This window comes from Bacillus sp. TH25 (assembly GCF_016650935.1).
Lineage (GTDB): Bacteria > Bacillota > Bacilli > Bacillales > Bacillaceae_G > Bacillus_A > Bacillus_A mycoides.
Map to the genome: position 1 here is coordinate 231255 of NZ_JAEKEU010000036.1, position 23696 is coordinate 254950.

The following is a 23696-nucleotide window of genomic DNA, read 5'->3' on the forward strand; positions in this document are numbered from 1 at the left end:
TTCTCTCCCCTTACTCCAGCGTAAATATTTCCTCTACCTTCATCTCAAAATATTTGGCGATTTTTAGGGATAATTCTAGACTCGGGTTATAGTGATGGTTCTCAATCGCCACTATTGTCTGCCGCGTCACTTGCATCGCCTTTGCCATTTCAATTTGCGTTATATGATGTTGTTTTCGCAATTCTTTAATTTTATTTTTCACACCCATAGGCTCCACCTTCGAAAGTAAAGATATCTTTACTTTAATTATAAATATTTTCCAAATACAAGTAAAGATATCTTTACAAAAAAAGGTAAAAAAAAAGACATCTATAAGATGCCTCCTTCTTCGCTATTACATAAATCCTAATGCATATACAAGAACGTACCCAAGAACAGATAAGCAAACCGAGCCAATCAACCCTGCCACGAATGCCCTACTTCCTAATTTGCGGAACGTTTTAAACTCTACATTTAAACCTAGCCCTGCCATTGCCATTGCAATAAGCATGTACGCAATTACTACAATATATCCGGCAACAACTTCTGGGATAATCCCAATCGAATGCACCGCACTCATTGCTAAAAATCCGAAGATGAACCAAGGAATCGGAAGGTCGCGCCACGATCTTTTTTCCTTGCTTTCCTCGCTCTTACCAAACCATAATCCAATTAAAATCGCTACTGGCACAAGCATCGCTACGCGCGTTAACTTCACAATAACCGCGATGTCTACAGCCGTGCTACCTCCTGGCGCTGCAGCCGCGATAACGTGAGCAATTTCGTGCAGCGTCGCACCTGAGAACACCCCGTAACCGTAGGGTGAGAAGCCAAGCACTGGGTATAATAGCGTATAAACAAGTGTAAATATTGTACCTAAAATTGCAATAATCGCTGCCCCGACTGCTGTTTCTTCATCTTTCGCTTTCACTTGCGGTGCAATTGCCACGACCGCTGCAGCTCCGCAAATTGCCGTCCCACATGCTGTTAAAATTCCAAGTTTCTGTTCTACTTTAAATACTTTCGTTAGTCCATATACAACGAAAATTGTAAATGTAATAACAACCGCTGCGATGACCAATACTTTCGGCCCCGCCTTCGCAATATCTACAAGATTTAACCGCATTCCAAGTAAAATGATCCCAAAGCGAAGCAACTTCTTACTCGCAAAGTTCGTTCCCACTATCGCTTCTTGAGGAATCCCGATTGCAGCGCGCCAAACCATCCCGATTAGAATAGCGATTACTAATTGTCCCATAATATTTAAAAATGGAAGCTCTGCTAAATATTTCGCGGCGATTGCGATTAATAACGTAATCCCAATACCTTGCGAAAATCCAAAGCCCTTCTTCTTTTGTATAACAAGTGTTTGTTCCACTTTGTACCACCCCAATAATCGTATTGGAACATGCATGTTCTTTCTAGTTACATTATAAGAGAGTTTTAATAATAAGTTTAATATCAATATTGAATCCCTATCATCAGAAATACTTATGATAAAATAAAAGCAAAAATAAAGGGGCCTAACAAATGAACGTCGACATTTTAAAGATCTTTGTTACTGTCGTTGAGCAAAAGCATTTCTCTCGTGCTGCGGAACTATTAAATCTTTCACAACCTGGCGTTAGTATGCACATTCGCAACCTGGAAAATGAATTTGGGACTACACTTATTCAGCGGTCCCCAAAACACGTCCAAGTTACGGAAGCTGGAAACATATTATACATACACGCAAAGCAAATGCTTTCACTTTATGAAGATGCAAAACAGGAAATTAACGAGCTGCATAACGTTGTAACAGGAACACTTCGCATCGGCGCTAGCTTTACAATTGGCGAATACTTACTTCCAAAAATACTTGCGCGCTTTGCCAATGAAAATCCACACGTCGAAGTTCATACATTTATCTCAAATACGGAAGAAGTTTTACAAAGCCTCCGCTCTAATCAAATTGATATCGGCTTAGTGGAAGGCCAAGTCGTATACGCTGACGTAGATGTTGAAACTTTTATGCAAGATGAAATGAAACTCGTCGTCCCGCCAAACCACCCATTGCTCCATATCAAGGGGATTAACGAAAATACATTGCAAGACCAAGTCTGGGTATTAAGGGAGAGCGGCTCTGGCACACGTGCCTATAGCGATCGCTTTATACACCAACATCATTTAAAAATGAAACGCTTCTTTACATTTAGCAGTATTCAAAGCGTGAAGGAAGCCGTTGCAGCCGGTCTTGGCATCGCTATCCTTTCAGATTGGACTGTTCGAAAAGAACTATTAGCAAAAGAAATATTCCACATCCCTGTTCCGAACGAAGAGCTAATCCGTCCATTCTCCATCGTGCGCGGCAAATATTTCATTCCGTCTAAAGCCATTCAAGTGTTTTTAAATCATGTGAATTCTTTTGCGAAAAAACAAAGTTGACCTTCACATTAGTGTGAAGGTTTACAATACATGTAAAAGGAGTGAAACGCATTGCGAATTGGAGAGTTATCAAAAGAAACTGGGGTTAGCGAAAGGGCACTAAGACATTATGAAGAAAAGGGATTACTCCCTTCGAAACGCCTAGCAAATGGCTACCGTGATTTTGATGAAAGTGCAATCGAAAAAGTAGAGCTGATTCAAATGTACTTGCAAATCGGCTTAAATTTAGAAGAAACAGAACGAATGCTACGTTGCCTCGAAATCGAGCCACATCTTTACGAAAATCCGTGTAGTAGTATCCTTGCACTTTACGAAGACAAACTTGATGAGGTAACGAAGCAAATCACATTACTTTCCAACATTCAAACGAATTTGCAAAAACACGTTTCACTCCTAAAACAAGCAAAAGAAAAGGGATGATTACATGTTTGTTATACATGGCAGTTCAAGACAAAACGGAAATACGGAAGCTTTAACACATATGGTGATTGATGGGATTGAAACAGAACAAATTTACTTGCGTGATCATATCGTCCACCCAATCATAGATCAGCGCCATGATGTAGAAGGATTTCAACCTGTAAATGATGACTACGAGCAGTTAACCAAACGCATGCTAGAGCACGACACAATTATCTTCGCTACACCGCTATACTGGTACGGAATGAGCGGCCACATGAAGAACTTCGTTGATCGCTGGTCACAAAGCTTGCGTAATAAGTCTCTTCATTTCAAAGAAAAAATGAAAGGCAAAAAAATGTACGTTGTCATCGTTGGCGGAGACAGTCCAAAACTGAAAGCATTGCCGCTTATCGCCCAGTTTCAATATATCTTTGATTTTGTTGGTTCATCATTTGAAGGGTATATTATTGGGGATGCGAATGGACTAGATGAAATCAAGAACGATGCTGAGGCGCTGGCAAAAGCACAATTGTATAATAATAAATTCAAAAATAGCACACAGAAATAAGTTTGACAAATCCATTTGTATGCGCATACAATAAAAATAATATTATGAAAGGAAGGTACTTTGACCAATGAAGTTCTAATTCTCTTATTTATTTCATCCATCACAAATAGTGAACAAAAATGATGAAAACTAGCAGAGGATTAGTCTGTCCATTTGTCGATACTTTCTTTCGATACGATCATGTAAAAAATCGTTTATTTATGTACGATTTTTACATTGAAGGGCGACATTTATCCTCTCTAGTGAAACTAGGGAGGTTTTTTTATGACTATTTTAATCGCACGTAATATCGAAAAGAGCTTTGGTGATCGCACCATATTTACGTTACCATCACTAGAAATTCAAGCAAACGATCGTATAGGGATTGTCGGAGTCAACGGAGCTGGAAAATCTACGTTATTACAAATATTAAGTAAAGAAATAGAAGCTGACAAAGGCACAGTAACTCATCATAGTTCTATCGCCATCATTCCACAGCTTAGCGAGGGGATACCGGAAACCGCTTCTTCCCTCGCTAAAGGCAAATGGAATATTTCAAACGTCGCAAATTCAATGAGTGGCGGTGAACGAATGCGCCTAAAGATCGCCCATGCCCTCGAACAAGATGCAGGCATTCTATTTGCTGATGAGCCAACAAGTCACTTAGACATGTTCGGTACAGAGCAATTAGAAAAGGCACTTTTATCTTATAAAGGTGCACTTGTTTTAATATCGCATGATCGTGATCTTTTAGATGCCATATGTACAAAAATCATCGAAGTTGAAGACGGTACTATTCAAGAATATAAAGGTAATTATTCAAACTATCGAAAGCAAAAAGAACGTGAGCGAATACAAAAGCAAGCAGAATATGATCAATATATACAAGAAAAAAATCGGTTAGAACAGTCAATTTCACAAAGAAAGCAACGTGCTTCTAGCATGACAAAAATCCCAGCACGGTTCAGTTCATCTGAATCTAAACTTTATAAGTGCAGCGGGTCTCATGGGCAAGAAAATGTTAGCAAAGTAGCGAAAGCACTAGAAACACGCCTTGAAAAGTTGGAACAGAAAGAAAAACCGAAGGACTTTTCTCAAGCTCAGTTTGACGTACAATACCACACACCAATTCATAGTAAAGCAGTTGTTCAGTTTAATAAAACAACGAAGAAAATAGGGGATCGCACACTATTTAAAAATATGAATGGAACAATTGTCCCTGGGGCAAAGCTTGCTATTTTAGGGGAAAACGGAAGCGGAAAAACAACTTTGTTCAAAATGCTTCTCGCGAACGAGCGTGGCATTCAGCTTTCGAAAAGTTGTAAAATTGGATACTTTGAACAAACATTATCTATTTTAAAAACAGATAAAACAATTTTAGAAAACGTTCTAGAAGAAACAAACTATACAGAATCGTTCGTTCGAACAATACTTGCAAGGCTCCTATTCCGCCGTGAAGATGTTCATAAACCTGTGCACATCTTAAGTGGTGGAGAACGCATGAAGGTTGCACTCGCAAAAGTATTTTTAGGAAACTATAATATGCTTCTGCTCGACGAACCGACAAACTATTTAGACTTGGCAACGCAAGAAGAATTAGAAAGTATGTTACAGGAGTATCCTGGCACAATACTTTTCATTAGCCATGACCGTGCCTTTATTCGTTCTGTTGCAAACCATATTCTACAAGTAGATGAGAGCGAACCAAGAATATTCCACGGCAATTACGAGCAATACACAAAAAGAACCACCCAAGCTTCTGTAAACGTTACTGAACAAGAATTATTACGGTTACAAACAAAATTAACAGAAATCATCAGCAGGATTTCTATCCCAAATCAGCATGATGACATCACATTTCTCGAACAAGAATACGAAAAATTATTAGTTCGAATTCGGCAGTGTAAAGAAGCGCTCTAATGTCTTCCCCATATATCGACGGGACCTTCCACATTTCCCAAGAAATATCGAGGCTTCGACATAGAATATCACCCTACCTATCATGTTAGACACAATAACAACAAAAAGCCGTGCACCAGCACGGCTTTTCACTTTATATACGGACAGCAGTCCCACTCACCGCAACCATTAGCATTCCTTCGCGAACTACTTCGTAGTCCACGTCGATACCAACAATGGCGTTCGCATTTTTTTGTCTTGCGAGAGTTTTCATCTCTTCCATTGCAATGTCGCGCGCTTCTTTTAATTTACTTTCGTAGGCGCCTGCGCGACCACCGACAACGTCACGGACAGAAGCGAAAAGGTCACGAACGATATTCGCACCCATGATTGCTTCGCCATTAACGATATCGATATACTCAATAATTTCTTTCCCTTGAATTGTAGAAGTTGTTGTTACAATCATGCTTTATAGCCTCCCATGTAAGATTTCCACTTACTTATGGTGCACTAATTCAGCAGAAATTATATTTACGAACTAAACTGCGCCTCATACAATCGGCTGTAACCCTCGCCTCGTTCGATTAGTTCCTCATGTGAACCTTGTTCTGCAATACCGTCTTTATTTACAACGACGATGCGATCTGCATTTTTAATCGTTGCAAGCCTGTGAGCGATAACTAATGTTGTACGGCCGACAGATAGTTCTGCAAGTGATTTTTGGATAGCAAGTTCTGTCTCTGTATCTAGCGCAGAAGTTGCTTCATCTAAAATTAAAATTGGCGGGTTCTTCAAGAACATACGTGCAATCGCTAAGCGCTGCTTTTGTCCTCCTGAAAGTTTCACACCACGCTCACCGATAACTGTATCTAAACCGTCTGGTTGCGAGTAAATTAAGTCCTCTAGCTGAGCACGTTTTACCGCCTGCCAAATTTCAGATTCTGAAGCTTTTAAGTTTCCATAAGCGATATTTTCACGAATTGTTCCTGAGAATAAGAAAACATCTTGCTGTACAATTCCGATTTGCTTACGAAGTGACGATAACGTCATCTCTTTAGTGTCAATGCCATCAATTTGAATTGATCCAGATGAGTGTTCATAAAAACGAGGTAATAAACTACATAGTGTTGTTTTCCCTGCCCCTGATGGTCCAACGAAAGCAACTGTTTCACCTGCATGTATTTTCAAACTAATATCGTTTAAAATCGGCTCTTTATTTTCATATCCGAACGTGATGTTATTGTATTGAATATCGCCGTGTACATGTTTAACTTCTATCGCATCTTTAGAATCTACAATATCCGGCTCTGTTTCCAGAAGTTCTACATATCTTTTAAAACCAGCGATTCCTTTCGGATAACTTTCAATAACCGCATTAATTTTTTCAATTGGGCGGAAGAAAATATTCGTTAATAAAACGAATCCAATAAATCCACCGTACGTTAATTCACCTTGCAGAACAAACCATGTACCACATATTAATACAAAGAGTGTTACAAGACGCATCAGCATATAACTAATCGATGAATTTAACGCCATAATTTTATACGCCATTAATTTTGTTGTACGGAAACGAGCATTATTTACAGCAAATTGCTCTTGCTCAAACTTTTCATTTCCGAATGCTTGTACAACGCGGATACCACCTACATTGTTCTCGATACATGCATTGAAATCAGCAACGTCTGAGAATAAACGTCTAAACGTACCTGTCATTTTTTTATTGAAGTAAAGTGCCAACCATAATAAGAACGGGATTACGAAGAATGTTAGAAGTGCTAACTTCCAGTTAATCATCATCATAAATGAAAATGCTCCAACTAAAGTCATAATGGCAATGAATAAATCTTCTGGTCCATGGTGAGCAATTTCCCCAATTTCCATTAAATCGTTTGTAAGACGTGAAATTAAATGACCTGTTTTATTATTATCAAAAAATCTGAATGATAGCTTTTGAATGTGATCAAATAATTTCTGCCTCATATCTGTTTCAATGTTAACCCCAAGCATATGTCCCCAATATGTAACAACATATTGCAAACCTGCATTTAACACATAAACTACGAACAAGCCGAAACAAGCCCATAAAATAAGCGTCCAGTTTTGTCCTGGTAATAACTTATCAATAAATTGATTTACGATAAGCGGGAAACCAAGTTCGAGTAAACCTGCGATAACTGCACAGGAAAAATCGAGTACGAATAAACCTTTGTACGGTTTATAGTAAGAAAAAAATTTACGTAGCATATCTTTCCTCCCTTTTCCAAATTAAAAGACTCTCTAAATGATAACCATTATCAAATAATTATTCAAGTTATCCGTCTATGAAACTAAAAAAACCTTCATCTATATTTGATGAAGGTTTCCATTTTATTTTATATAGCTTCCGAATCCCACTCGTGCTCTTGCTGAACAAATACAACACCTAATTCATGATGTCCCCCGGCGTATAATGCCGTTTGAGCAAGACGAAGCTCACCATTTGTATCTACTACTTCTAATTTACAAAACGCTCCTGTCGTCTTCGTTTGAAGCGCGTCATAAAACTCTTCAGTACTTCTTGGAATGATTCCATTTACTTTCGTAATAACTTCTCCAGGCTTTAAATTCATCTCTGCCCCAATTGTATTAGGAATTGTATCTAACACAACAAGTCCATCATTACGTGCGGCAAAGTATGCTGGTCTTTTCTCGTCTGCAATTTTCTCTTGCATCGAGATTGTAAAGCGTCCAAGCATTGCGACTCCCATCGCGATAATTGCGAATACGTGCCACCAGTAACTTGCGATACCTAAAACGAGTACGAGCCCCGCTAAACCATAGACACGTCTTCCTGTAAATAATAAAGCTTCCGTCGGCTCATAACTTCTAATCTTTCTCATAAATCCAATTAAAAATGGAACGAGGAATAAAGAGTATGTAGTCGAACCTATTGAAACGACAGGCCACCAAGAGATAAATCCTGTCACCGCGTCTCCTGGTATAAGAATAAATACTGGTACAAGCCATAAACGATTGGATTCATGTAGTCCAATTCGTAGCCCACGCTTACCTTTGCTAATTTTCGGCGTAGAATAACGAACTGCATTTTTAGAGATTAATAAACCCTCTACAACGAGCATAACGCCTAGTAAAATAGCAAGGGATACAATCGTACCCTCTTCACCTTCTCCAAGCTGTAAGAAGGAAACTGGCATCTTAGACGATAACAACACGAGTGCAATCGCGATTCCGAAAGTATAAGCTACAGATAAATATCGATACATAGCAGTTAATCCGAATAATAACGTCCAAAGTAAAATTGCCCATAAACTCGCTTTTGAAACAACAAGCCCAAGCCCAATCGTAATAATAGATACGATTAATCCGTACCCAATACCTGCAAATAGAGTTGTTCGTAGTTCAAACCAAATATCATATACTTTAAAAGAAAAATCTTTTCGTTCTCGTAATATACGTAAGTATCCAACGAAGATACTACTAATTAAAAATACATAGACAGCAGGGTGTAAGAAAAAACGTCCAACTGCTCGTAGTATTTCAAAAAGCCATGCCTCCACGAATTCATTCACCACCATTTATATCATTCTTTCTTTTTATCTTATCATATTTAACACATAAAAAAATACAGGCATCAAAGTGCCTGTATTCTTTCTTATTTCGCTATTAATTTCAATGCCGTCTGTAATTGTAAATCATTTTCTCCAGAACGGATTTTTTCAATGATTTTAGTTTGAATCGCTTCAGCTGTCTTTTTATCGAGTTGTCCTGTTGCTTCCATCTCATTCGCATTTTGGAATGCTTTTAGTGCTGATTCTGTCTCTTTGCTAAAGTATCCATCTTCACGTCCTGGTACATATCCTAAGCTCTTAAGCATTTCTTGAGCGTGTTTTACTTGTACATCATTTGAATTGTATGAAAGTGTCTTTTCAATTTGAATTGGTGTCGCATGATAATAATCTGGTTGCTTCACTTCTACAGTTGGCGCGATTCCTTTTTTATGAATCCAATTGCCGTCTGGTGTTAACCATTTAAACATTGTTAATTTAATGTTGCTGCCATCTTTAAATGGAACAGCCTGTTGAACAGTACCTTTACCAAACGTTTTTTCACCAATTAAATCGTATCCTTCTCCTTCTTTTAGCGCACCAGCTAAAATCTCTGAAGCAGAAGCACTTCCGTTATCAATTAATACTGAAATTGGATATGACTTTCTCTCTTTCAGTTCCGTAGAGAATTTCTTCTTCTCACCATTTCGCTGTTCTACTTGTAGCATTGGCTTTTTATCTGTCATGATGTCTCCTAGTATATCTTCTACACTATTTAAATAACCGCCAGGATTACCACGCACGTCAATAACTAAGCCTTTTATGTTTTTCTTCTCTAGCTCTTTTAACTGATCCTTAAATTCTTTCGCAGTATTTTCAGCGAAAGAAGTAATTTGCATATAACCGATATCTTTTCCGCTATCTTGCTTTACGGAACTAAATACAGTGAAAATCGGAATCTTTTCACGCTTAATTTTAAATTCTATCGGATCAGCCACTCCTGCGCGCTTAATTTCAATTGCAACAGTCGTTCCTTTTTTACCACGAATTTTTAATACTGCTTCTTCACGTGATAAATCTTTCACACTATTTCCATCTACAGATAAAATTTGGTCATTAGGTTTAATTCCTATCTTTTCTGCTGGTGAACCTTTAATTGGCGATACGATAATAAGCTTACCGTCCGTCTTGTTCACTTCAGCTCCAATCCCTTCAAGTTCAGGATCCAGTGACTGACTAAACTGTTTTGCCGTTTCCTTATCCATATACGTGGAATAAGGGTCCTTCAGCGTAGACAACATTCCCTGTATCGCACCTTCGACTAATTTGTCGTCTTTCACGTCTTCCACATAACGTGAATCAATTAGTGCATACGCCTCATTAATCTTTACCAAATTCCCTTGCGCTGTGCCAGCATTACCATTCGATACTGTTTGCGTTACATACGCTGGGTTTATCCCAAACCAGTACATACCACCAAACATCCCGCCAGCACCAATTAAAAATGCAACAACCATTCCAATAATTGCAACTCTACGTTTCAATGCGGAATTCCCCTTTCCAGAACACACAGGTGGTGTAGCAAAAGGCATCACACGATGTGTGATGCCTTTACCTATTTCTACTATATGATAAGCTTGTACGAATTATGTTTGCAACTTTTTATACTTTTAAGAAGCGACGAATTGACATTACACTTCCCCACATACCGATTAATGCACCGATTAACATTAATAAACCAGCTAATTGGAATACGAATGGGTTGTATGGTAGAAGCTCGAAAATTGTTCCGCCAAGTTTTTCATTAAACACACCTTGCAACGAATTATACATAACTAAAATTAGGCCAATTGGAATAATTGATCCTAATACTCCTAGGAATAATCCCTCTAACAAGAACGGCCAACGAATAAACCAGTTTGTTGCACCAACAAGTTTCATAATTTCAATCTCAGTACTACGAGCATAAATTGTAATTTTAATTGTGTTAGAGATTAAGAACATCGCTGTGAATAGAAGACCCGCAATTAACGCAATCCCGATGTTACGACCAGTTTTTACAGTATCAAATAATTTTTCAACTTGACCTTTACCGTATTGAACATTACTTACAAACTGCATTTTCTCAATCTTTTTCGCAATTGTTGCCGTATCTGTTGGTTCTTTCGCCTTTACAACAAATACGTTTTTCAGTGGGTTATCTTGCTCAAATAACTCGAACGTTTTTCCACTATCGCCTAAGCTTTTAATTAAACGTTTCAACTCTTCTTCTTTAGAAGAATATTTAATAGAATCTACTTTCGCAATTTTACTCATATCTTCTTCTAATTTCTTTTGATCAGCTTCTTTTGCTGCTGGATCAACATGCACACGAATTTCTACATCTTGCTCTACTTTCGTCGCAAAATGGTTCATATTCATAATTGCTGTCAAAAAGACACCTACAAGTAATAACGTAACTGTTACTGCACTTACAGAAGCAAATGTCATCCATCCGTTACGGGATAGATTTTTCACACCTTCTCGCAAATGTCGACTAAGGGTTTTAGCCTTCATATCCGTATCCTCCCTCAATCTCGTCTCGAACAATTCTTCCGCCTTCAATTGCAATTACACGATGACGAATTGTATTTACGATATCTGCGTTATGTGTCGCCATAACAATCGTTGTACCACGCTCATTAATACGTTTAAAAATCTTCATAATATCAAGAGCTGTTTCAATATCTAAGTTACCTGTTGGCTCATCGGCAATTACAACCTTTGGCTTATTTACAATCGCTCTTGCAATCGCCACACGTTGTTGCTCTCCGCCCGAAAGCTCATTTGGAAGTGCATCGGCACGCTCTTCAAGACCAACAAGACCTAACACTTCTGTAACGCGCTCACGAATCGCTTCCTTCTCTTCTTCAATTACTTCTAAAGCAAACGCAACATTCTCATATACCGTTAATTTAGGTAGCAATTTAAAATCTTGGAAAATCACGCCTAATTGACGACGGAAATATGGAACATCTCTTTCTGCTAATGTTTCAATTACAAGTCCATTTACATTAATTGATCCTGTAGATGGCTTCTCTTCACGATACATCATTTTAATAAATGTAGATTTTCCGGCTCCACTCGGTCCAACTACGTATACGAATTCACCTTGTTTAATGTTAACTGTGAGACCAGCAATGGCTTTCATACCATTTGGGTACTCCTTATAAACATTCGTCATTTTTATCATTATTTATCACCCAATACTTAATGATTTTTTTCGAAATACTTTTCTGTACATTTGAAAATAAAAGAAAAACCTTTATTTTCGTTCGACCATTCTTGTTGAAGGTAGCTTCCATACATGCTTTTTATTAGCAATGCTACTCTATGTAATATATTTCATCAAAATTCTACAAACCCCATTGTAACATCAATCGGTTTCCAATTCGGATACAATTTTGTTACAGTTATGTTACATCCTAATAAAAGGTAAACGAGCTCATGTAATTACTTAACTCGAAGCACTTTTCGGTCAAGTTATACAATCAGCTCGTTTATTAATTACGTTTCTTATTTATGCTCAGCTAACCATTCAGCTACTTTTTTCGCATCTTCACCTTGAATAATTCCTGGTGACATTGAACCCCGGCCTTTTTCAATAATCTTTTCAATCTCTGCTGCGTCATATTTCTGTCCTACTTTTCGTAAATCTGGTCCAGTTGCTCCTGATAAATCTTTAGCGTGACAACCTATACAACTTTTTTGGTAAATTTGCTCTGCGCTATCTGTGCTTGCAGATTGTTTTGATGGTTTACTCTCTTCTTTATTTCCACATGCTCCTAAAGCAAAAACGACTGATGTCCCCAGCGTAATAGCCAACAATTTCTTTTTCACTTCTATCGCTCCCCATTGTTGATATTCTTTTCATTCATAACTAGGCAATAGTTTTCATAACACATTCAATATTCATTATAAGCATTATCTTTATATAGAAAAACTAAGGTGTATTTCATATTTTTCACAAATATAGTGAGAAGCCTAATAAAATAAGCTTTCATTAATTGTTTCAATTCTGTGAACACCTTAAAAAATTCTATAAAGAGCCTTTTTCTCCAAAGAAAAACTAAGAATCCCTATATAAAGCCCTACTCTATTACCGCTCTGTTTTACTATTCTCTACTTTTTACAAAACAATATACGGTATTGTATTCTACATATAATCTCATCAAAAAGAGAAGTTGTCGCCTCCAACTTCTCTTCCTCTTTATTTCATCAATATAAATAAGATAAGCCTCTTTATATCCTCTTGGACCTCAACATGTGCCAACAATTCTGTTGGCTTTTTCTCTTATTAAATACGAGAACGTAAATACGCATCAATAAACGGATTAATTTCTCCATCCATAACTGCTTGTACGTTACCAACTTCTGTATTTGTACGATGGTCTTTCACAAGAGAATACGGGTGGAATACGTAAGAACGGATTTGGCTTCCCCATCCAATTTCTTTTTGCTCTCCGCGAATCTCATCTAATTGTGCTTGTTGTTCTTCTAATTTCTTTTGATATAATTTCGCTTTTAGCATTTTCATCGCATGCTCACGGTTTTTAATTTGAGAACGCTCTGACTGACATGTTACAACCGTGTTTGTTGGTAGATGAGTTATACGAACTGCTGAATCTGTCGTATTAACGTGCTGTCCACCTGCACCACTTGCACGATACGTATCTATTTTCAAATCTTCTGTACGCACTTCAATTTCAACTTCATCATTGAATTCAGGTACAACTTCACAAGATACGAACGATGTATGACGACGACCTGAAGAATCGAACGGTGAAATACGTACAAGACGATGTACACCTTTCTCCGCTTTCAAGTAACCGTAAGCGTTATGACCTTTAATTAATAATGTAACACTCTTAATACCAGCTTCATCGCCCGGTAAGTAGTCAACCGTTTCTACTTTAAACCTACGTTTTTCAGCCCAGCGCGTGTACATACGTAATAACATAGAACCCCAGTCTTGTGACTCTGTTCCACCTGCACCTGGGTGTAATTCTAAAATAGCGTTATTTTTATCATAAGGATCGCTTAATAGTAACTGCAGCTCGTACTCATTCATTTCTTGAATTAAAGTTTTCACTTCTGATTCTAGTTCCTCATGTAAATCTTCATCATACTCTTCTTTAAGTAAGTCATGCGTCATTTCTAAGTTTTCGAACGTCTCATCTAACTGACGGAACCTTCCAACCATATCTTTCAGCGCATTCGCTTCATTAATCACAGCTTGTGCGCCTTGTTGGTCATCCCAAAATCCTGCGCCCATCATCGTTTCTTCTAATTCTGCAATTTGTTTTTCCTTAGTAGGAAGGTCAAAGAGACCCCCTAAAAGCCGCTAATCTCTTAGCCATTTTTTCTAATTCTTGCCTAATTTCTACTAATTCCATTTCCTTCACCTCTATGTAATTGCTGTTACTTTCATATGAAAACAAGGGAAACTCTCTCCGCTTATTACGGAGAGAGTTTAATCCTTTTCATTATACATTTTTGATGTAAAAATTTGCAAAGCAGTCTAAACTACAGTTTCTTATTACTGCCCAATGCCACAACAGTTTTTATATTTCTTGCCACTACCACATTTACATAAATCGTTGCGTCCCATTTGGTCACCTTTTACAACCGGTTTTTTCTTCGCGTCTTCGCCATCGCTTGATGGATGAACAGCTTCACCTTGAACAACTTCTTGACGCTCTAAGTTTTGCTCAATTTCAGCTTTCATAATGTAACGAGAGATTTCCTCTTCAATAGAAGCGATCATCGACTCGAACATTGCGAACCCTTCCATTTGGTATTCACGAAGTGGATCGATTTGTCCGTAAGCACGTAAATGAATACCTTCACGAAGGTGATCCATTGCATCGATATGATCTGTCCATTTCGTATCTACAACACGGAATACAACAACCTTTTCGAATTCACGCGTCTGCTCTTCAGGTAGAAGCTTCTCTCTTTCGTTATAACGCTCTACTAATTTCGCGATAATTGATTCGCTCATTTCTTCTGGAGCAAGGCGACGTAACTCTTCTTCTTTTACATCTCCTTCTTCAAGAAGGTTTGTATTTAAGTAATCGATAAGACCTTTAATGCTCCAATCTTCTTCGATTTCTTCTTGCGTATGAAGTGCAACAGCACGTTCTATCGTAGATTTCATCATACCTTCAATAATGCTGCGTAAGTTCTCTGAATCCATTACTTCTTGACGCTGTTTATAAATTACTTCACGTTGTTGACGAAGTACATCGTCGTATTGCAATAGCTGCTTACGTGCATCATAGTTATTTCCTTCCACACGTTTTTGTGCAGATTCTACCGCACGAGAAACCATTTTACTTTCGATTGGCTGTGAATCATCCATACCAAGACGATCCATCATCGCTTTCATATTGTCAGAACCGAAGCGGCGCATTAGTTCATCTTCCATTGATAAGTAGAACTGTGTTACACCAGGGTCCCCTTGACGACCAGAACGACCACGTAACTGATTATCAATACGACGGCTTTCGTGACGCTCTGTACCGATAACTGCTAGACCGACGTTTCTAATATCCTCGCCTAACTTAATATCCGTACCACGACCAGCCATATTCGTCGCAATTGTTACAGCGCCTTTCATACCAGCTTCTGCAATGATATCTGCTTCACGCGCATGGTTTTTTGCGTTTAAGATATTATGACGTACACCTTTACGTGTTAACATTTTTGAAATAAGCTCTGACGTTTCAATTGCAACTGTACCAACAAGAATAGGTTGCCCTTGCTTATGACGATTTACAATATCCTCAACAACTGCATTGAATTTACCTTCCATTGATTTGAAGATTAAATCAGCACGATCATCACGAATAATATCTTTATTCGTTGGAATTACGATAACATTCATATTGTAAATACTACGGAATTCTTCTTCTTCCGTTTTCGCTGTACCAGTCATACCAGATAATTTTTCGTACATACGGAAGTAGTTTTGGAACGTAATTGTTGCAAGCGTCATACTTTCATTTTGAATTTCTACGCCTTCTTTTGCTTCAATAGCTTGATGTAAACCTTCGCTATAACGACGACCTTTCATAAGACGACCAGTGAATTGGTCTACGATTACGATTTCGCCTTCTTGTACAACATAATCTGTATCAAGGTGCATAACAACGTGTGCACGAAGCGCCTGATTAATATGGTGAAGAAGTGCTACATGTTTTAAATCGAATAAGTTATCGATATGGAAAGCTTTCTCAGCTTTCGTAATACCATCTTCTGTTAACATTACATTTTTCGTTTTTACATCAAATGAATATTCTTTTTCATTTTCTAATGTACGAACGAATGCATTTGCAAACATGTATAGCTCTGCTGATTTTTGAGCTTGTCCCGAAATAATAAGCGGCGTACGTGCTTCATCGACTAAAATAGAATCGACTTCATCGATGATAGCAAAATTAAGTGGACGCTGAACGCACTGCTCTCTATATAACACCATGTTGTCACGTAGGTAATCGAACCCAAGCTCGTTATTTGTGCTATACGTAATATCAGCAGCATAAGCAGCTTGTTTCTCTTCACGTGACATACTATTTAAGTTAATCCCTACAGTTAGGCCAAGGAACTCATGAAGTTGTCCCATTTCGCTCGCATCACGTTGCGCTAAGTATTCATTGACTGTAACAACGTGAACACCTTTTCCTGTTAATGCGTTTAAATATACAGGTAAAGTAGATGTTAACGTTTTACCTTCACCTGTTTTCATCTCAGAGATATTTCCTTCATGTAAGGCGATACCACCCATTAGCTGTACGCCATATGGACGCATTCCAAGAACACGATTCGCTGCTTCACGAACAACCGCAAAAGCTTCAGGAAGTAGATCATCTACTGTCTCACCTTTTGTTAGACGTTCTTTAAATTCAATCGTCTTTCCTTTTAATTGTTCATCAGTTAGCGGCTTAATAGATGATTCTAATGCATCAATTTGCTCCACTGTCTTCTGCATACGTTTAATTTGGCGTTGGTTGACATCAAATACCTTTTTTAAAATACCGATCATAGGAAATACGCTCCTCTTTTATTAAAATAAAACTTCCGATTGCTTTCTTTTTCTCTTTACAATCAGTCGTTATAAAAATCAAATTTATGTTATGCCAATTTTTCTCCTAATTAAAAAACTAAAATGTATAAACCTAATGATAATTGTAACACTTGTCTTATAACTATGACAACAATCGTCCAAATGTCGAGCCGTAGATTCAGAAAAATTTTTTATTTTATTCATTTCAAAAAATTAATAATTCTTTTCCCTACCTCTCTATTTCAAATTCATATTCCAAATTTCATATTAATTCTAAATAACATTCTTTCCCGTTCCCTTTAAAGGGAGTAGCTAGAATGAACATATTAGTAAGATTTAAATCGACAATTACAAAAGCCAAAGATTTTGCCGGTGCAGCATCCATAGATACTCACACAATGCGCAAAACCTTCAGCTTTTGATTTCTATAAACAATATCTATCATTTATTGCAAGATATACTCAACCACAGCAACTCAAAAATAACCTTAAATTATATCGGTATCAAAAAAGAAAAAAGACAATATACTTAATATATTTTATATAGATCCTTTTTATAATTACACTTCAAATTAATTATACTAATGAATTGTATTAATTTATTGGTATTTCTAATTCATGATATTCCCCTTCCTTATCCTTCAAAAAAGAAATGAATTTCACCTTAGTTGATTCGTTAGAAAAATTTTTATAATGCTTACCAGGGTCATCTCCTACAAAGTAATTTGTCCCTATATATCCTCGTACTGTTTTACCAGCAGGTATTACAGGATCAAACTGATATTTTTCAGGTAATTCCATTGAATAAGGAACTAAATTATAAAACTCCCCTATTTTAGAATAAAACATTGTATTAGAAATCGACTTATTACTAAATAAGTTAATATCCCGATTTGTTGTATTTGTAATATTTAAAGGTAACACATACGTCACTACTTCACGGTCTTCATAAGGATCATAAACTTTTGTAGGATCAAGAGGCTCAAGTGCATGAAACTTCACTCCTTGTCCATCTTCAAAAGTTCTATTAGATAAAAACTCATCTTTTACCACTTTATAAGATTCATTATTTTGATTTAATGTTTTAAATCTAAACAAACTAGCAAATGTACATAGCAACACACACAATCCAATGATTATTAAGACATGTTTTCTTGTCACTATTAATCTACCAACTTTCCATTATTAACATATACAATACGATCTACTATTCCATTATCTAGAACATGCACATCATGACTAGCTACAATAATAGTCGTTCCCTTAGATTTTTCTACTTCCAAAATATCTAAAACATCTTTTATCCCATCACTATCTAAAGCATTAGTTGGTTCGTCTAATAACAATAATTTTGGTCGTTCCATTAAAGCTTGCGCTATCCCTAAACGTTGTTTCATACCTAAAGAGTATCTTTTATACTTTCTCTTATCTGCTTTATCAAGTCCAACCCTTTGAATAATATTATAAATTTCCTCATCAGAAATTTTATTGTTAATCGATGCTAAAAATTTCAAGTTCTGAAAACCAGTATACCCTGGAATAAAACTTGGATATTCAATCAATATTCCCATAGAATCAGGAAATTGCTTTTGTTTTCCAATCATTTCATTATCTACATAAATAAATCCAGAATTCAAACGCATTAACCCTGATATAGCTCGTAAAATCATCGTTTTACCAGAGCCATTATGCCCCTTCAAAACTAAAAGCTCGCCTTTTTTTATCGATAAACTAATATTATCTAACACAATATTTCCTTTTAATTTTTTCATCATACATTCACATTTAATATAATTGTCCATAAATTATTCACCTATTACATCTAGTTTTTTAAAACAAAAACTACCTAATAAAATCATTACAACAACAATTACTACTCCTATTAAAAGTAAATCATTACATTGAATAGATTGATTATTACCTAAAGTCAATTGAATTGAACTGTGATCAACAAAATACCAGCGATTTGGCATAACAAAAGAGCCTAAAAAATAAATACTATGAAAGAAAATAGACATAAATAGGTACATCAACATCATTACAAAAACAATAGTTATTGGTATATAAAACGTTAAAAACTCAAAAATTAAAGCTAATAAAAAGCTTATAATTATTTGAATTAGCATAGTACCTAATATTTTATAAGAAAATTGACTATATAAATTTAAAAAAGAATACTCGCCAAAAGAAAGCAAATAGTAAACAGTAAACCAAAGAAAATACATAACAATCCAAATACTAATTATATAAAAGAACAAAGATAGTATTTTCGTTAACCAAAGAAAATGCTTCTTCTTAACACGAGGAAATAAATAAACACCATTCTGTTGAATATCTGAAAAAGCAAAATTCCCTACAAGCAACAAAGGAGTGATTTGAAAAAAAATCCAATAAAAAGGGATAGAAAATCGCCCCTCCTTATAAAAGTGAGATAAATCAACAAAGTCTACTCCATGAAAAAATCGATAAAAGGTAACATCTACTAATACAGGTTCTTTACCATTAATAAGAGACTGATTGTATAAAAAAGTAAATACAATCATAGCGTAAATTAAGAATAAAAAAGCCATTATCTTGATGGAATCTCTAAACCTTACATGTAAATCTCTTTTTAACAAATGATATAAAATCATAATGTAAACTAGATCACCTCTGTTTCATCATTCATAGAAATATAACTTTTTTTAGATAAAATCCATACACTTATAAAAAAGATAGAAAAACATCCAAATAAACGTATAAATAAACCCGTAGCATCTTCAAACACATTTATATAAAAAACATTTGTAAATAAAAATCCATGTAATATAAATCTATCTAGTAAAACAGCAGTGATCATACATATTATTGCAAGTAAACTAGGTAAAAATAATTGCAACAAAGCACTTATCATACATATGAAAATATTCGCAAATAATTGAATGCAAAATAATAATGGATAATTCACAGAAATACTATTTACAGCCATCATATTTGACATCAAAAATAACTGTAAAATCATACTCCCCGCAAAAAAACAAACGAAAACTAATAATTTTAAATAATATATAGAAACTAATTTCAATGCATTATTCACTCTATAAACAACATAAATACTAAAAAAATTCGACATAGAATATACAGAAAAAACGATTGTTAAAGGAATAAATATAGTTGATAAATTATAAAACGACATAACCTTATACAAAGTTTCCAATTCATTCATTTTCTCTTTTACAATTCCGGGTTCAAAATAATTGAACAAACAACCAATGATACTGACATTAAGTAAAAAGAGAATATTTAACCAAACATATTTCATCCTTATAGTTTCTTTCATTACATTATAAAAGAACATGCTTCCTACTCCCCCGTAAATAAAGAACTACAGAGCAAAACCAAATACATAACAGTACACTAAGAAAAATTTGTAATTCAAAAAAGCCGAAATCTTTAATTAAATAATCCTTAGGATTGAGAATCCCTTTTCCAATACCAAGCCAAAAAATATGTAAAATAAATGGAACTAAATAAATAAAATAAACTCGTTTTATAAAAAACGAAATTGATAAAGCCAAACTTGAAAAAACCGCACCGTATAAACCATTTAAAAATACATACATTAGAAAATATAAAGTAGGGTACTCATAATAAACCGTATTAAATTGAGCTGTTGGCGAAACAGTAGCAGCCATATAATTTAATATTGGATGCGGAGCAACTGTTGGATAAGTCATTGCATATAAATAAAAATTAAAAAGTAAAGGGAAACTTATAATAAAAAAAGATACAATAAAATTAATAAAATAAAGTAGCTTAAAATAATAACCTGTTCCCATTTTAGAAATAACAGGATAAATAAACCCATAATTTTTATCTGTTCTATAAATTCCGGCTACAGCCATCGCTGAAAGCATAGGAAATATAAGTAGATAAAACTCACAATAAAACGATAATCTATTAAAATGTAAAATATTAGACAAATATGGGGATACCTTTATAATCCCATCATCGTTAAATCCTTTAGTTGTTACACACATAGCAATATATTGAGCAATAACAATTATTAACATAATAAATAAAGACAACCAAAACATCCTACCTTTTAAAATCCTTCCTAAAAAGTAACTCATCTATAGCTCCTCCATAAACCATTAATTAAATTTAAATCTTTTTTAATATGAATAATTGATCCGCAACACCATAACATTTATTTTTTTTATTTAACCAAATGTAACGAAAAGAAACATTTGCTCTCTCTCCTTCAAATTTAGGAAACTCAACTTCATACTGATAAACATCATACTGATAAACACCATTTGCATCTTTTCTTTGTACACTCTTAACTTCTTGTTTCCACTGAATTACTTTTCCATCAATTTGTTCAATCCGTCCCAAAAGATACGTTGGTTTTTTCTTATTCGTAACACCCGTTAAAAAAACATAATAATTTTCTGGTATAACTCCTGACTTTAAATTTTTATCTAAAAGCTTATCTTCTATTGCAATATCATTTCTATCTATTTGACCTTGAAAGAAATCATTACCATTTTCATTCCTAAAAAATACTTGTTCATAAATAGTATTTTTCTTAATTTCTTGCAACTGAATACTTTTTAAATTTCCTTTTTCCGTTAAAGTATCTTCAATATTTACAATAGGTTCATCTACTTTCTTTTGACAAGAAACTAAGAAACTAATACTCAATATAAAAAAACAAACTAAAATATATTTTGAAATAAGTTTCATTACAGCTCCCCCTATTTTTAAAAATTAAATAGCAGAAAAAGTCGTATAATCTAGATTAGGAACTATACGACTTTTTCTAGCGCTACAAAATAAATAATTTCAATTTATAATTTCTAAATCAATATTCGATGTAAGGTCCATTAGGTCGTACACTATCAGGGCTCCAAGCAGTAGGATAAGCATTATTTTCTCTAGAATAACCACCAAATCTAACAGGAACATTTTTCCCATAGTTTTCATATGCATAATTTTTGAAAAGATATGTTTTACCTGGTTGCACTTCTCCTTCATGCTTACCTGAATCACCTGAAACATTTACCCATTTTCTATTTTCTGCATTTTTATTTTTATCCGCTTCTGTCCAAACGTTGAAAGAACCACCGCCCTTCTCACTGCTCTTCACACGCATATACATAGAAGTATCATTCTCTTTAGGACGTGCATTAGTATAATCATATGCATTCCAAAGTCTAAAGGTAAATTCCACATGATCATCCCTTGTATTAGCCTTAGTATCAGCCTTAGCCGGTTCGGTTAAAGCAAAAGTACTAGCTAAAATACCTAAAGATAAAACAGATCCAAACATAAAACGACTTTTTTTCTTAATACTCACTAAAAACACCTCCGATAATTTGTAGCATTATATTGATTTTATTTTTTCACTGAAGGAATAAAATAAATCACTATAATACGATATTAGGATATCAAAACCGAAATGCACTATCAATTAATTTCAGAAAACTTAACAAAATTTTATTTACAATTATAAAATTTTGTTAAATTAAACAAAATTAGTATGCTCATGGCAAGGAAATACTTGTAGAGATAATCACACTCAAAATCTCAATACAACCACTAAAACATATAAAAAAAGCGCAGCCGAAATGGCTGCGCTTTCGAATTATTATTTTGTTTCGATTAAACCATATTTCCCGTCTTTACGGCCATATACAACATTAGTTTCATTTGTATCCGCATTTGTGAAGACGAAGAAACTATGTCCTAGCATATCCATTTGTAAGATCGCTTCTTCAACGTCCATCGGTTTTAAATCGAATCGTTTTGTACGTACAAGTTCTAATTCATCCTCTTCTACCGCATCCAGAACAGCTACTGCTTCTGGAAGGATAAAGTTAGTTTTAATAGAACCCTTTTCACGTAATTTACGGTTTACTTTTGTTTTATGTTTACGAATTTGTCGCTCAATTTTATCAACTACTAAATCAATCGCAGCGTACATATCGCTATTTGTTTCTTCTGCACGAAGTAATAAATCTGTAAATGGAATTGTTACCTCGATACGTTGCTTGTCAGAGTATACTTTTAAGTTAACCTTAATCTCTGGGAATGTATCAAAATAACGCTCTAATTTACTTAGTTTTTTCTCTACATATTCCTTTAATGCTGGAGTTACTTCAATATTTTCACCACGAATGTTGAATTTCATAGATGAATTCCTCCTTTCAAGCCTATGTACTATAATTTCGACATTGGCTTAAAAACTCCTTCTAATTTTTTTAAAAAAATTAGTGGAATTGCGATTTTTTTATCGTTTTTTGTTGAAATGAAAAGATGCATCGTTTCTATCTTTATTTTATCCTATTACCATCGTGAATAACGACTGTAACTGTGGACAATTAGTTACAGAAAAGAAACAACTTTTTGACAACTCCTCCAAAACAAAAAAGCCCTTGTTACGAGCAAGAGCTTTCGCCATCTATATAATGCTGCTAAAAATACAGCTCTATCTTTTCCAAAAACTTAATTTTTACAGTTTCACAACATTAGCCGCTTGTGATCCACGTGCTCCATCAACAATATCAAACTCCACTTGTTGACCTTCTTCTAACGACTTATACCCATCTTGTTGAATAGCAGAAAAATGAACAAACACATCGTCACCATCTTCACGCTCAATAAACCCAAATCCCTTTTCTGCATTGAACCATTTTACTCGTCCTTGCATGTTCATTCCATTCCCTTCACTCTTAAAATCAGGGCATTCGCCCCATATTCTGACTATAGCGAATGACAAGACTGTAAGTCAAAGAAGACCTGTCGTC

Annotated in this window: 24 protein-coding genes and 1 pseudogene; 5 read left to right on the top strand and 20 right to left on the bottom strand. The window is 35.3% G+C overall.

The genetic code is table 11. The annotated features are described in order from the left end of the window. Nucleotides 1-10 precede the first annotated feature (10 nt). Together JFT89_RS16955 and JFT89_RS16960 are read right to left on the bottom strand one after the other, a co-directional pair. Nucleotides 11-208, bottom strand: a complete 198-nt coding sequence (locus JFT89_RS16955; RefSeq protein WP_002068313.1) for a helix-turn-helix transcriptional regulator — start codon at nt 206-208, stop codon at nt 11-13. A gap of 126 nt (nt 209-334) precedes the next feature. Then, nucleotides 335-1357 carry a YeiH family protein gene (locus JFT89_RS16960; RefSeq protein WP_201040381.1) on the bottom strand — a complete coding sequence of 341 codons (1023 nt, stop codon included), beginning with the start codon at nt 1355-1357 and terminating at the stop codon, nt 335-337. 152 nt (nt 1358-1509) lie between these two features. Here JFT89_RS16960 and JFT89_RS16965 point away from each other — a divergent pair, with 152 nt between their 5' ends. From JFT89_RS16965 to abc-f, 4 genes are all read left to right on the top strand, one after another. Beyond that, on the top strand, nt 1510-2403 hold the full coding sequence (locus JFT89_RS16965; protein WP_002068310.1) for a LysR family transcriptional regulator: 894 nt from the start codon (nt 1510-1512) through the stop codon (nt 2401-2403). Nucleotides 2404-2454: 51 nt separating this feature from the next. Next, complete coding sequence (locus tag JFT89_RS16970; RefSeq protein ID WP_002016114.1) at nt 2455-2823, top strand: MerR family transcriptional regulator; 369 nt, start codon at nt 2455-2457, stop codon at nt 2821-2823. A 4-nt stretch (nt 2824-2827) separates the two neighbouring features. Beyond that, nucleotides 2828-3373 carry a flavodoxin family protein gene (locus tag JFT89_RS16975; protein WP_002016115.1) on the top strand — a complete coding sequence of 182 codons (546 nt, stop codon included), beginning with the start codon at nt 2828-2830 and terminating at the stop codon, nt 3371-3373. 264 nt (nt 3374-3637) lie between these two features. Continuing rightward, the gene (abc-f, locus tag JFT89_RS16980; RefSeq protein ID WP_201040382.1) at nt 3638-5272 is read left to right on the top strand and encodes a ribosomal protection-like ABC-F family protein; all 1635 of its coding nucleotides are present in this window, start codon (nt 3638-3640) and stop codon (nt 5270-5272) included. A gap of 133 nt (nt 5273-5405) precedes the next feature. Here abc-f and JFT89_RS16985 read toward each other — a convergent pair whose 3' ends face one another. From JFT89_RS16985 to secA, 9 genes are all read right to left on the bottom strand, one after another. Continuing rightward, a complete protein-coding gene (locus JFT89_RS16985) occupies nt 5406-5717 on the bottom strand; it encodes a heavy metal-binding domain-containing protein (RefSeq protein WP_002068307.1) in 312 nt (103 codons plus the stop codon). A 65-nt stretch (nt 5718-5782) separates the two neighbouring features. Beyond that, the gene (locus JFT89_RS16990) at nt 5783-7498 is read right to left on the bottom strand and encodes an ABC transporter ATP-binding protein (RefSeq protein WP_002068306.1); all 1716 of its coding nucleotides are present in this window, start codon (nt 7496-7498) and stop codon (nt 5783-5785) included. A 128-nt stretch (nt 7499-7626) separates the two neighbouring features. Beyond that, nucleotides 7627-8811, bottom strand: a complete 1185-nt coding sequence (locus JFT89_RS16995) for a PDZ domain-containing protein (RefSeq protein WP_195743305.1) — start codon at nt 8809-8811, stop codon at nt 7627-7629. Between the two features lie 95 nt (nt 8812-8906). Then, a complete protein-coding gene (locus JFT89_RS17000) occupies nt 8907-10343 on the bottom strand; it encodes a S41 family peptidase (protein WP_012261984.1) in 1437 nt (478 codons plus the stop codon). A gap of 118 nt (nt 10344-10461) precedes the next feature. After that, the gene (ftsX, locus tag JFT89_RS17005; protein ID WP_002089596.1) at nt 10462-11355 is read right to left on the bottom strand and encodes a permease-like cell division protein FtsX; all 894 of its coding nucleotides are present in this window, start codon (nt 11353-11355) and stop codon (nt 10462-10464) included. Continuing rightward, on the bottom strand, nt 11345-12031 hold the full coding sequence (gene ftsE / locus JFT89_RS17010) for a cell division ATP-binding protein FtsE (protein WP_002016128.1): 687 nt from the start codon (nt 12029-12031) through the stop codon (nt 11345-11347). Before ftsE ends, ftsX begins: the two co-directional genes overlap by 11 nt. A gap of 323 nt (nt 12032-12354) precedes the next feature. After that, complete coding sequence (gene cccB / locus JFT89_RS17015) at nt 12355-12678, bottom strand: cytochrome c551 (protein WP_002016129.1); 324 nt, start codon at nt 12676-12678, stop codon at nt 12355-12357. 457 nt (nt 12679-13135) lie between these two features. Continuing rightward, nucleotides 13136-14234, bottom strand: a protein-coding gene (prfB, locus tag JFT89_RS17020; RefSeq protein ID WP_100248371.1) for a peptide chain release factor 2 whose coding sequence is annotated in 2 segments (ribosomal slippage) — nt 13136-14161 and nt 14163-14234 — 1098 coding nt in all. Because the reading frame shifts where the segments join, the coding sequence is not laid out codon by codon here. Nucleotides 14235-14377: 143 nt separating this feature from the next. Beyond that, nucleotides 14378-16885, bottom strand: a complete 2508-nt coding sequence (gene secA, locus JFT89_RS17025; protein WP_016096542.1) for a preprotein translocase subunit SecA — start codon at nt 16883-16885, stop codon at nt 14378-14380. Nucleotides 16886-17253: 368 nt separating this feature from the next. Here secA and JFT89_RS30795 point away from each other — a divergent pair. Beyond that, nucleotides 17254-17481 (top strand): annotated as a pseudogene (locus tag JFT89_RS30795) (hypothetical protein); the annotation flags it as partial. Between the two features lie 18 nt (nt 17482-17499). Here the strand turns inward: JFT89_RS30795 and JFT89_RS17030 are convergent. From JFT89_RS17030 to cspC, 9 genes are all read right to left on the bottom strand, one after another. Continuing rightward, nucleotides 17500-18027, bottom strand: coding sequence for a hypothetical protein (locus tag JFT89_RS17030; RefSeq protein WP_201040452.1), 528 nt, complete (start codon nt 18025-18027; stop codon nt 17500-17502). Between the two features lie 41 nt (nt 18028-18068). Continuing rightward, nucleotides 18069-18707: an ATP-binding cassette domain-containing protein gene (locus JFT89_RS17035; RefSeq protein ID WP_201040383.1), complete on the bottom strand. Its 639-nt coding sequence runs from the start codon at nt 18705-18707 to the stop codon at nt 18069-18071. A 3-nt stretch (nt 18708-18710) separates the two neighbouring features. Then, entirely contained in the window at nt 18711-19475 is a 765-nt protein-coding gene (locus JFT89_RS17040; protein WP_201040453.1) for a hypothetical protein, read from the bottom strand. Between the two features lie 71 nt (nt 19476-19546). Beyond that, complete coding sequence (locus JFT89_RS17045) at nt 19547-20242, bottom strand: hypothetical protein (RefSeq protein WP_016096537.1); 696 nt, start codon at nt 20240-20242, stop codon at nt 19547-19549. Further along, a complete protein-coding gene (locus JFT89_RS17050) occupies nt 20229-21017 on the bottom strand; it encodes a hypothetical protein (protein ID WP_016121052.1) in 789 nt (262 codons plus the stop codon). The genes JFT89_RS17045 and JFT89_RS17050 overlap by 14 nt, the downstream gene beginning before the upstream one ends. A gap of 31 nt (nt 21018-21048) precedes the next feature. Beyond that, nucleotides 21049-21633, bottom strand: coding sequence for a hypothetical protein (locus JFT89_RS17055; RefSeq protein WP_201040384.1), 585 nt, complete (start codon nt 21631-21633; stop codon nt 21049-21051). A gap of 118 nt (nt 21634-21751) precedes the next feature. Beyond that, entirely contained in the window at nt 21752-22246 is a 495-nt protein-coding gene (locus JFT89_RS17060; RefSeq protein ID WP_002184661.1) for a hypothetical protein, read from the bottom strand. A 291-nt stretch (nt 22247-22537) separates the two neighbouring features. After that, on the bottom strand, nt 22538-23080 hold the full coding sequence (hpf, locus tag JFT89_RS17065) for a ribosome hibernation-promoting factor, HPF/YfiA family (protein ID WP_002016135.1): 543 nt from the start codon (nt 23078-23080) through the stop codon (nt 22538-22540). A gap of 321 nt (nt 23081-23401) precedes the next feature. Beyond that, a complete protein-coding gene (gene cspC, locus JFT89_RS17070; RefSeq protein ID WP_033718063.1) occupies nt 23402-23599 on the bottom strand; it encodes a cold shock protein CspC in 198 nt (65 codons plus the stop codon). Nucleotides 23600-23696: the final 97 nt, after the last annotated feature.

Excerpts from the sequence above, each read along its gene's own strand:
- JFT89_RS16955 (WP_002068313.1), bottom strand. The coding sequence starts at position 208 with ATGGGTGTGAAAAATAAAATTAAAGAATTGCGAAAACAACATCATATA.
- JFT89_RS16965 (WP_002068310.1), top strand. The coding sequence starts at position 1,510 with ATGAACGTCGACATTTTAAAGATCTTTGTTACTGTCGTTGAGCAAAAG.
- JFT89_RS16975 (WP_002016115.1), top strand. The coding sequence starts at position 2,828 with ATGTTTGTTATACATGGCAGTTCAAGACAAAACGGAAATACGGAAGCT.
- abc-f (WP_201040382.1), top strand. The coding sequence starts at position 3,638 with ATGACTATTTTAATCGCACGTAATATCGAAAAGAGCTTTGGTGATCGC.
- JFT89_RS16985 (WP_002068307.1), bottom strand. The coding sequence starts at position 5,717 with ATGATTGTAACAACAACTTCTACAATTCAAGGGAAAGAAATTATTGAG.
- JFT89_RS16990 (WP_002068306.1), bottom strand. The coding sequence starts at position 7,498 with ATGCTACGTAAATTTTTTTCTTACTATAAACCGTACAAAGGTTTATTC.
- ftsX (WP_002089596.1), bottom strand. The coding sequence starts at position 11,355 with ATGAAGGCTAAAACCCTTAGTCGACATTTGCGAGAAGGTGTGAAAAAT.
- ftsE (WP_002016128.1), bottom strand. The coding sequence starts at position 12,031 with ATGATAAAAATGACGAATGTTTATAAGGAGTACCCAAATGGTATGAAA.
- secA (WP_016096542.1), bottom strand. The coding sequence starts at position 16,885 with ATGATCGGTATTTTAAAAAAGGTATTTGATGTCAACCAACGCCAAATT.
- JFT89_RS17035 (WP_201040383.1), bottom strand. The coding sequence starts at position 18,707 with ATGGACAATTATATTAAATGTGAATGTATGATGAAAAAATTAAAAGGA.
- JFT89_RS17040 (WP_201040453.1), bottom strand. The coding sequence starts at position 19,475 with ATGGCTTTTTTATTCTTAATTTACGCTATGATTGTATTTACTTTTTTA.
- JFT89_RS17045 (WP_016096537.1), bottom strand. The coding sequence starts at position 20,242 with ATGTTCTTTTATAATGTAATGAAAGAAACTATAAGGATGAAATATGTT.
- JFT89_RS17050 (WP_016121052.1), bottom strand. The coding sequence starts at position 21,017 with ATGAGTTACTTTTTAGGAAGGATTTTAAAAGGTAGGATGTTTTGGTTG.
- JFT89_RS17055 (WP_201040384.1), bottom strand. The coding sequence starts at position 21,633 with ATGAAACTTATTTCAAAATATATTTTAGTTTGTTTTTTTATATTGAGT.
- hpf (WP_002016135.1), bottom strand. The coding sequence starts at position 23,080 with ATGAAATTCAACATTCGTGGTGAAAATATTGAAGTAACTCCAGCATTA.
- cspC (WP_033718063.1), bottom strand. The coding sequence starts at position 23,599 with ATGCAAGGACGAGTAAAATGGTTCAATGCAGAAAAGGGATTTGGGTTT.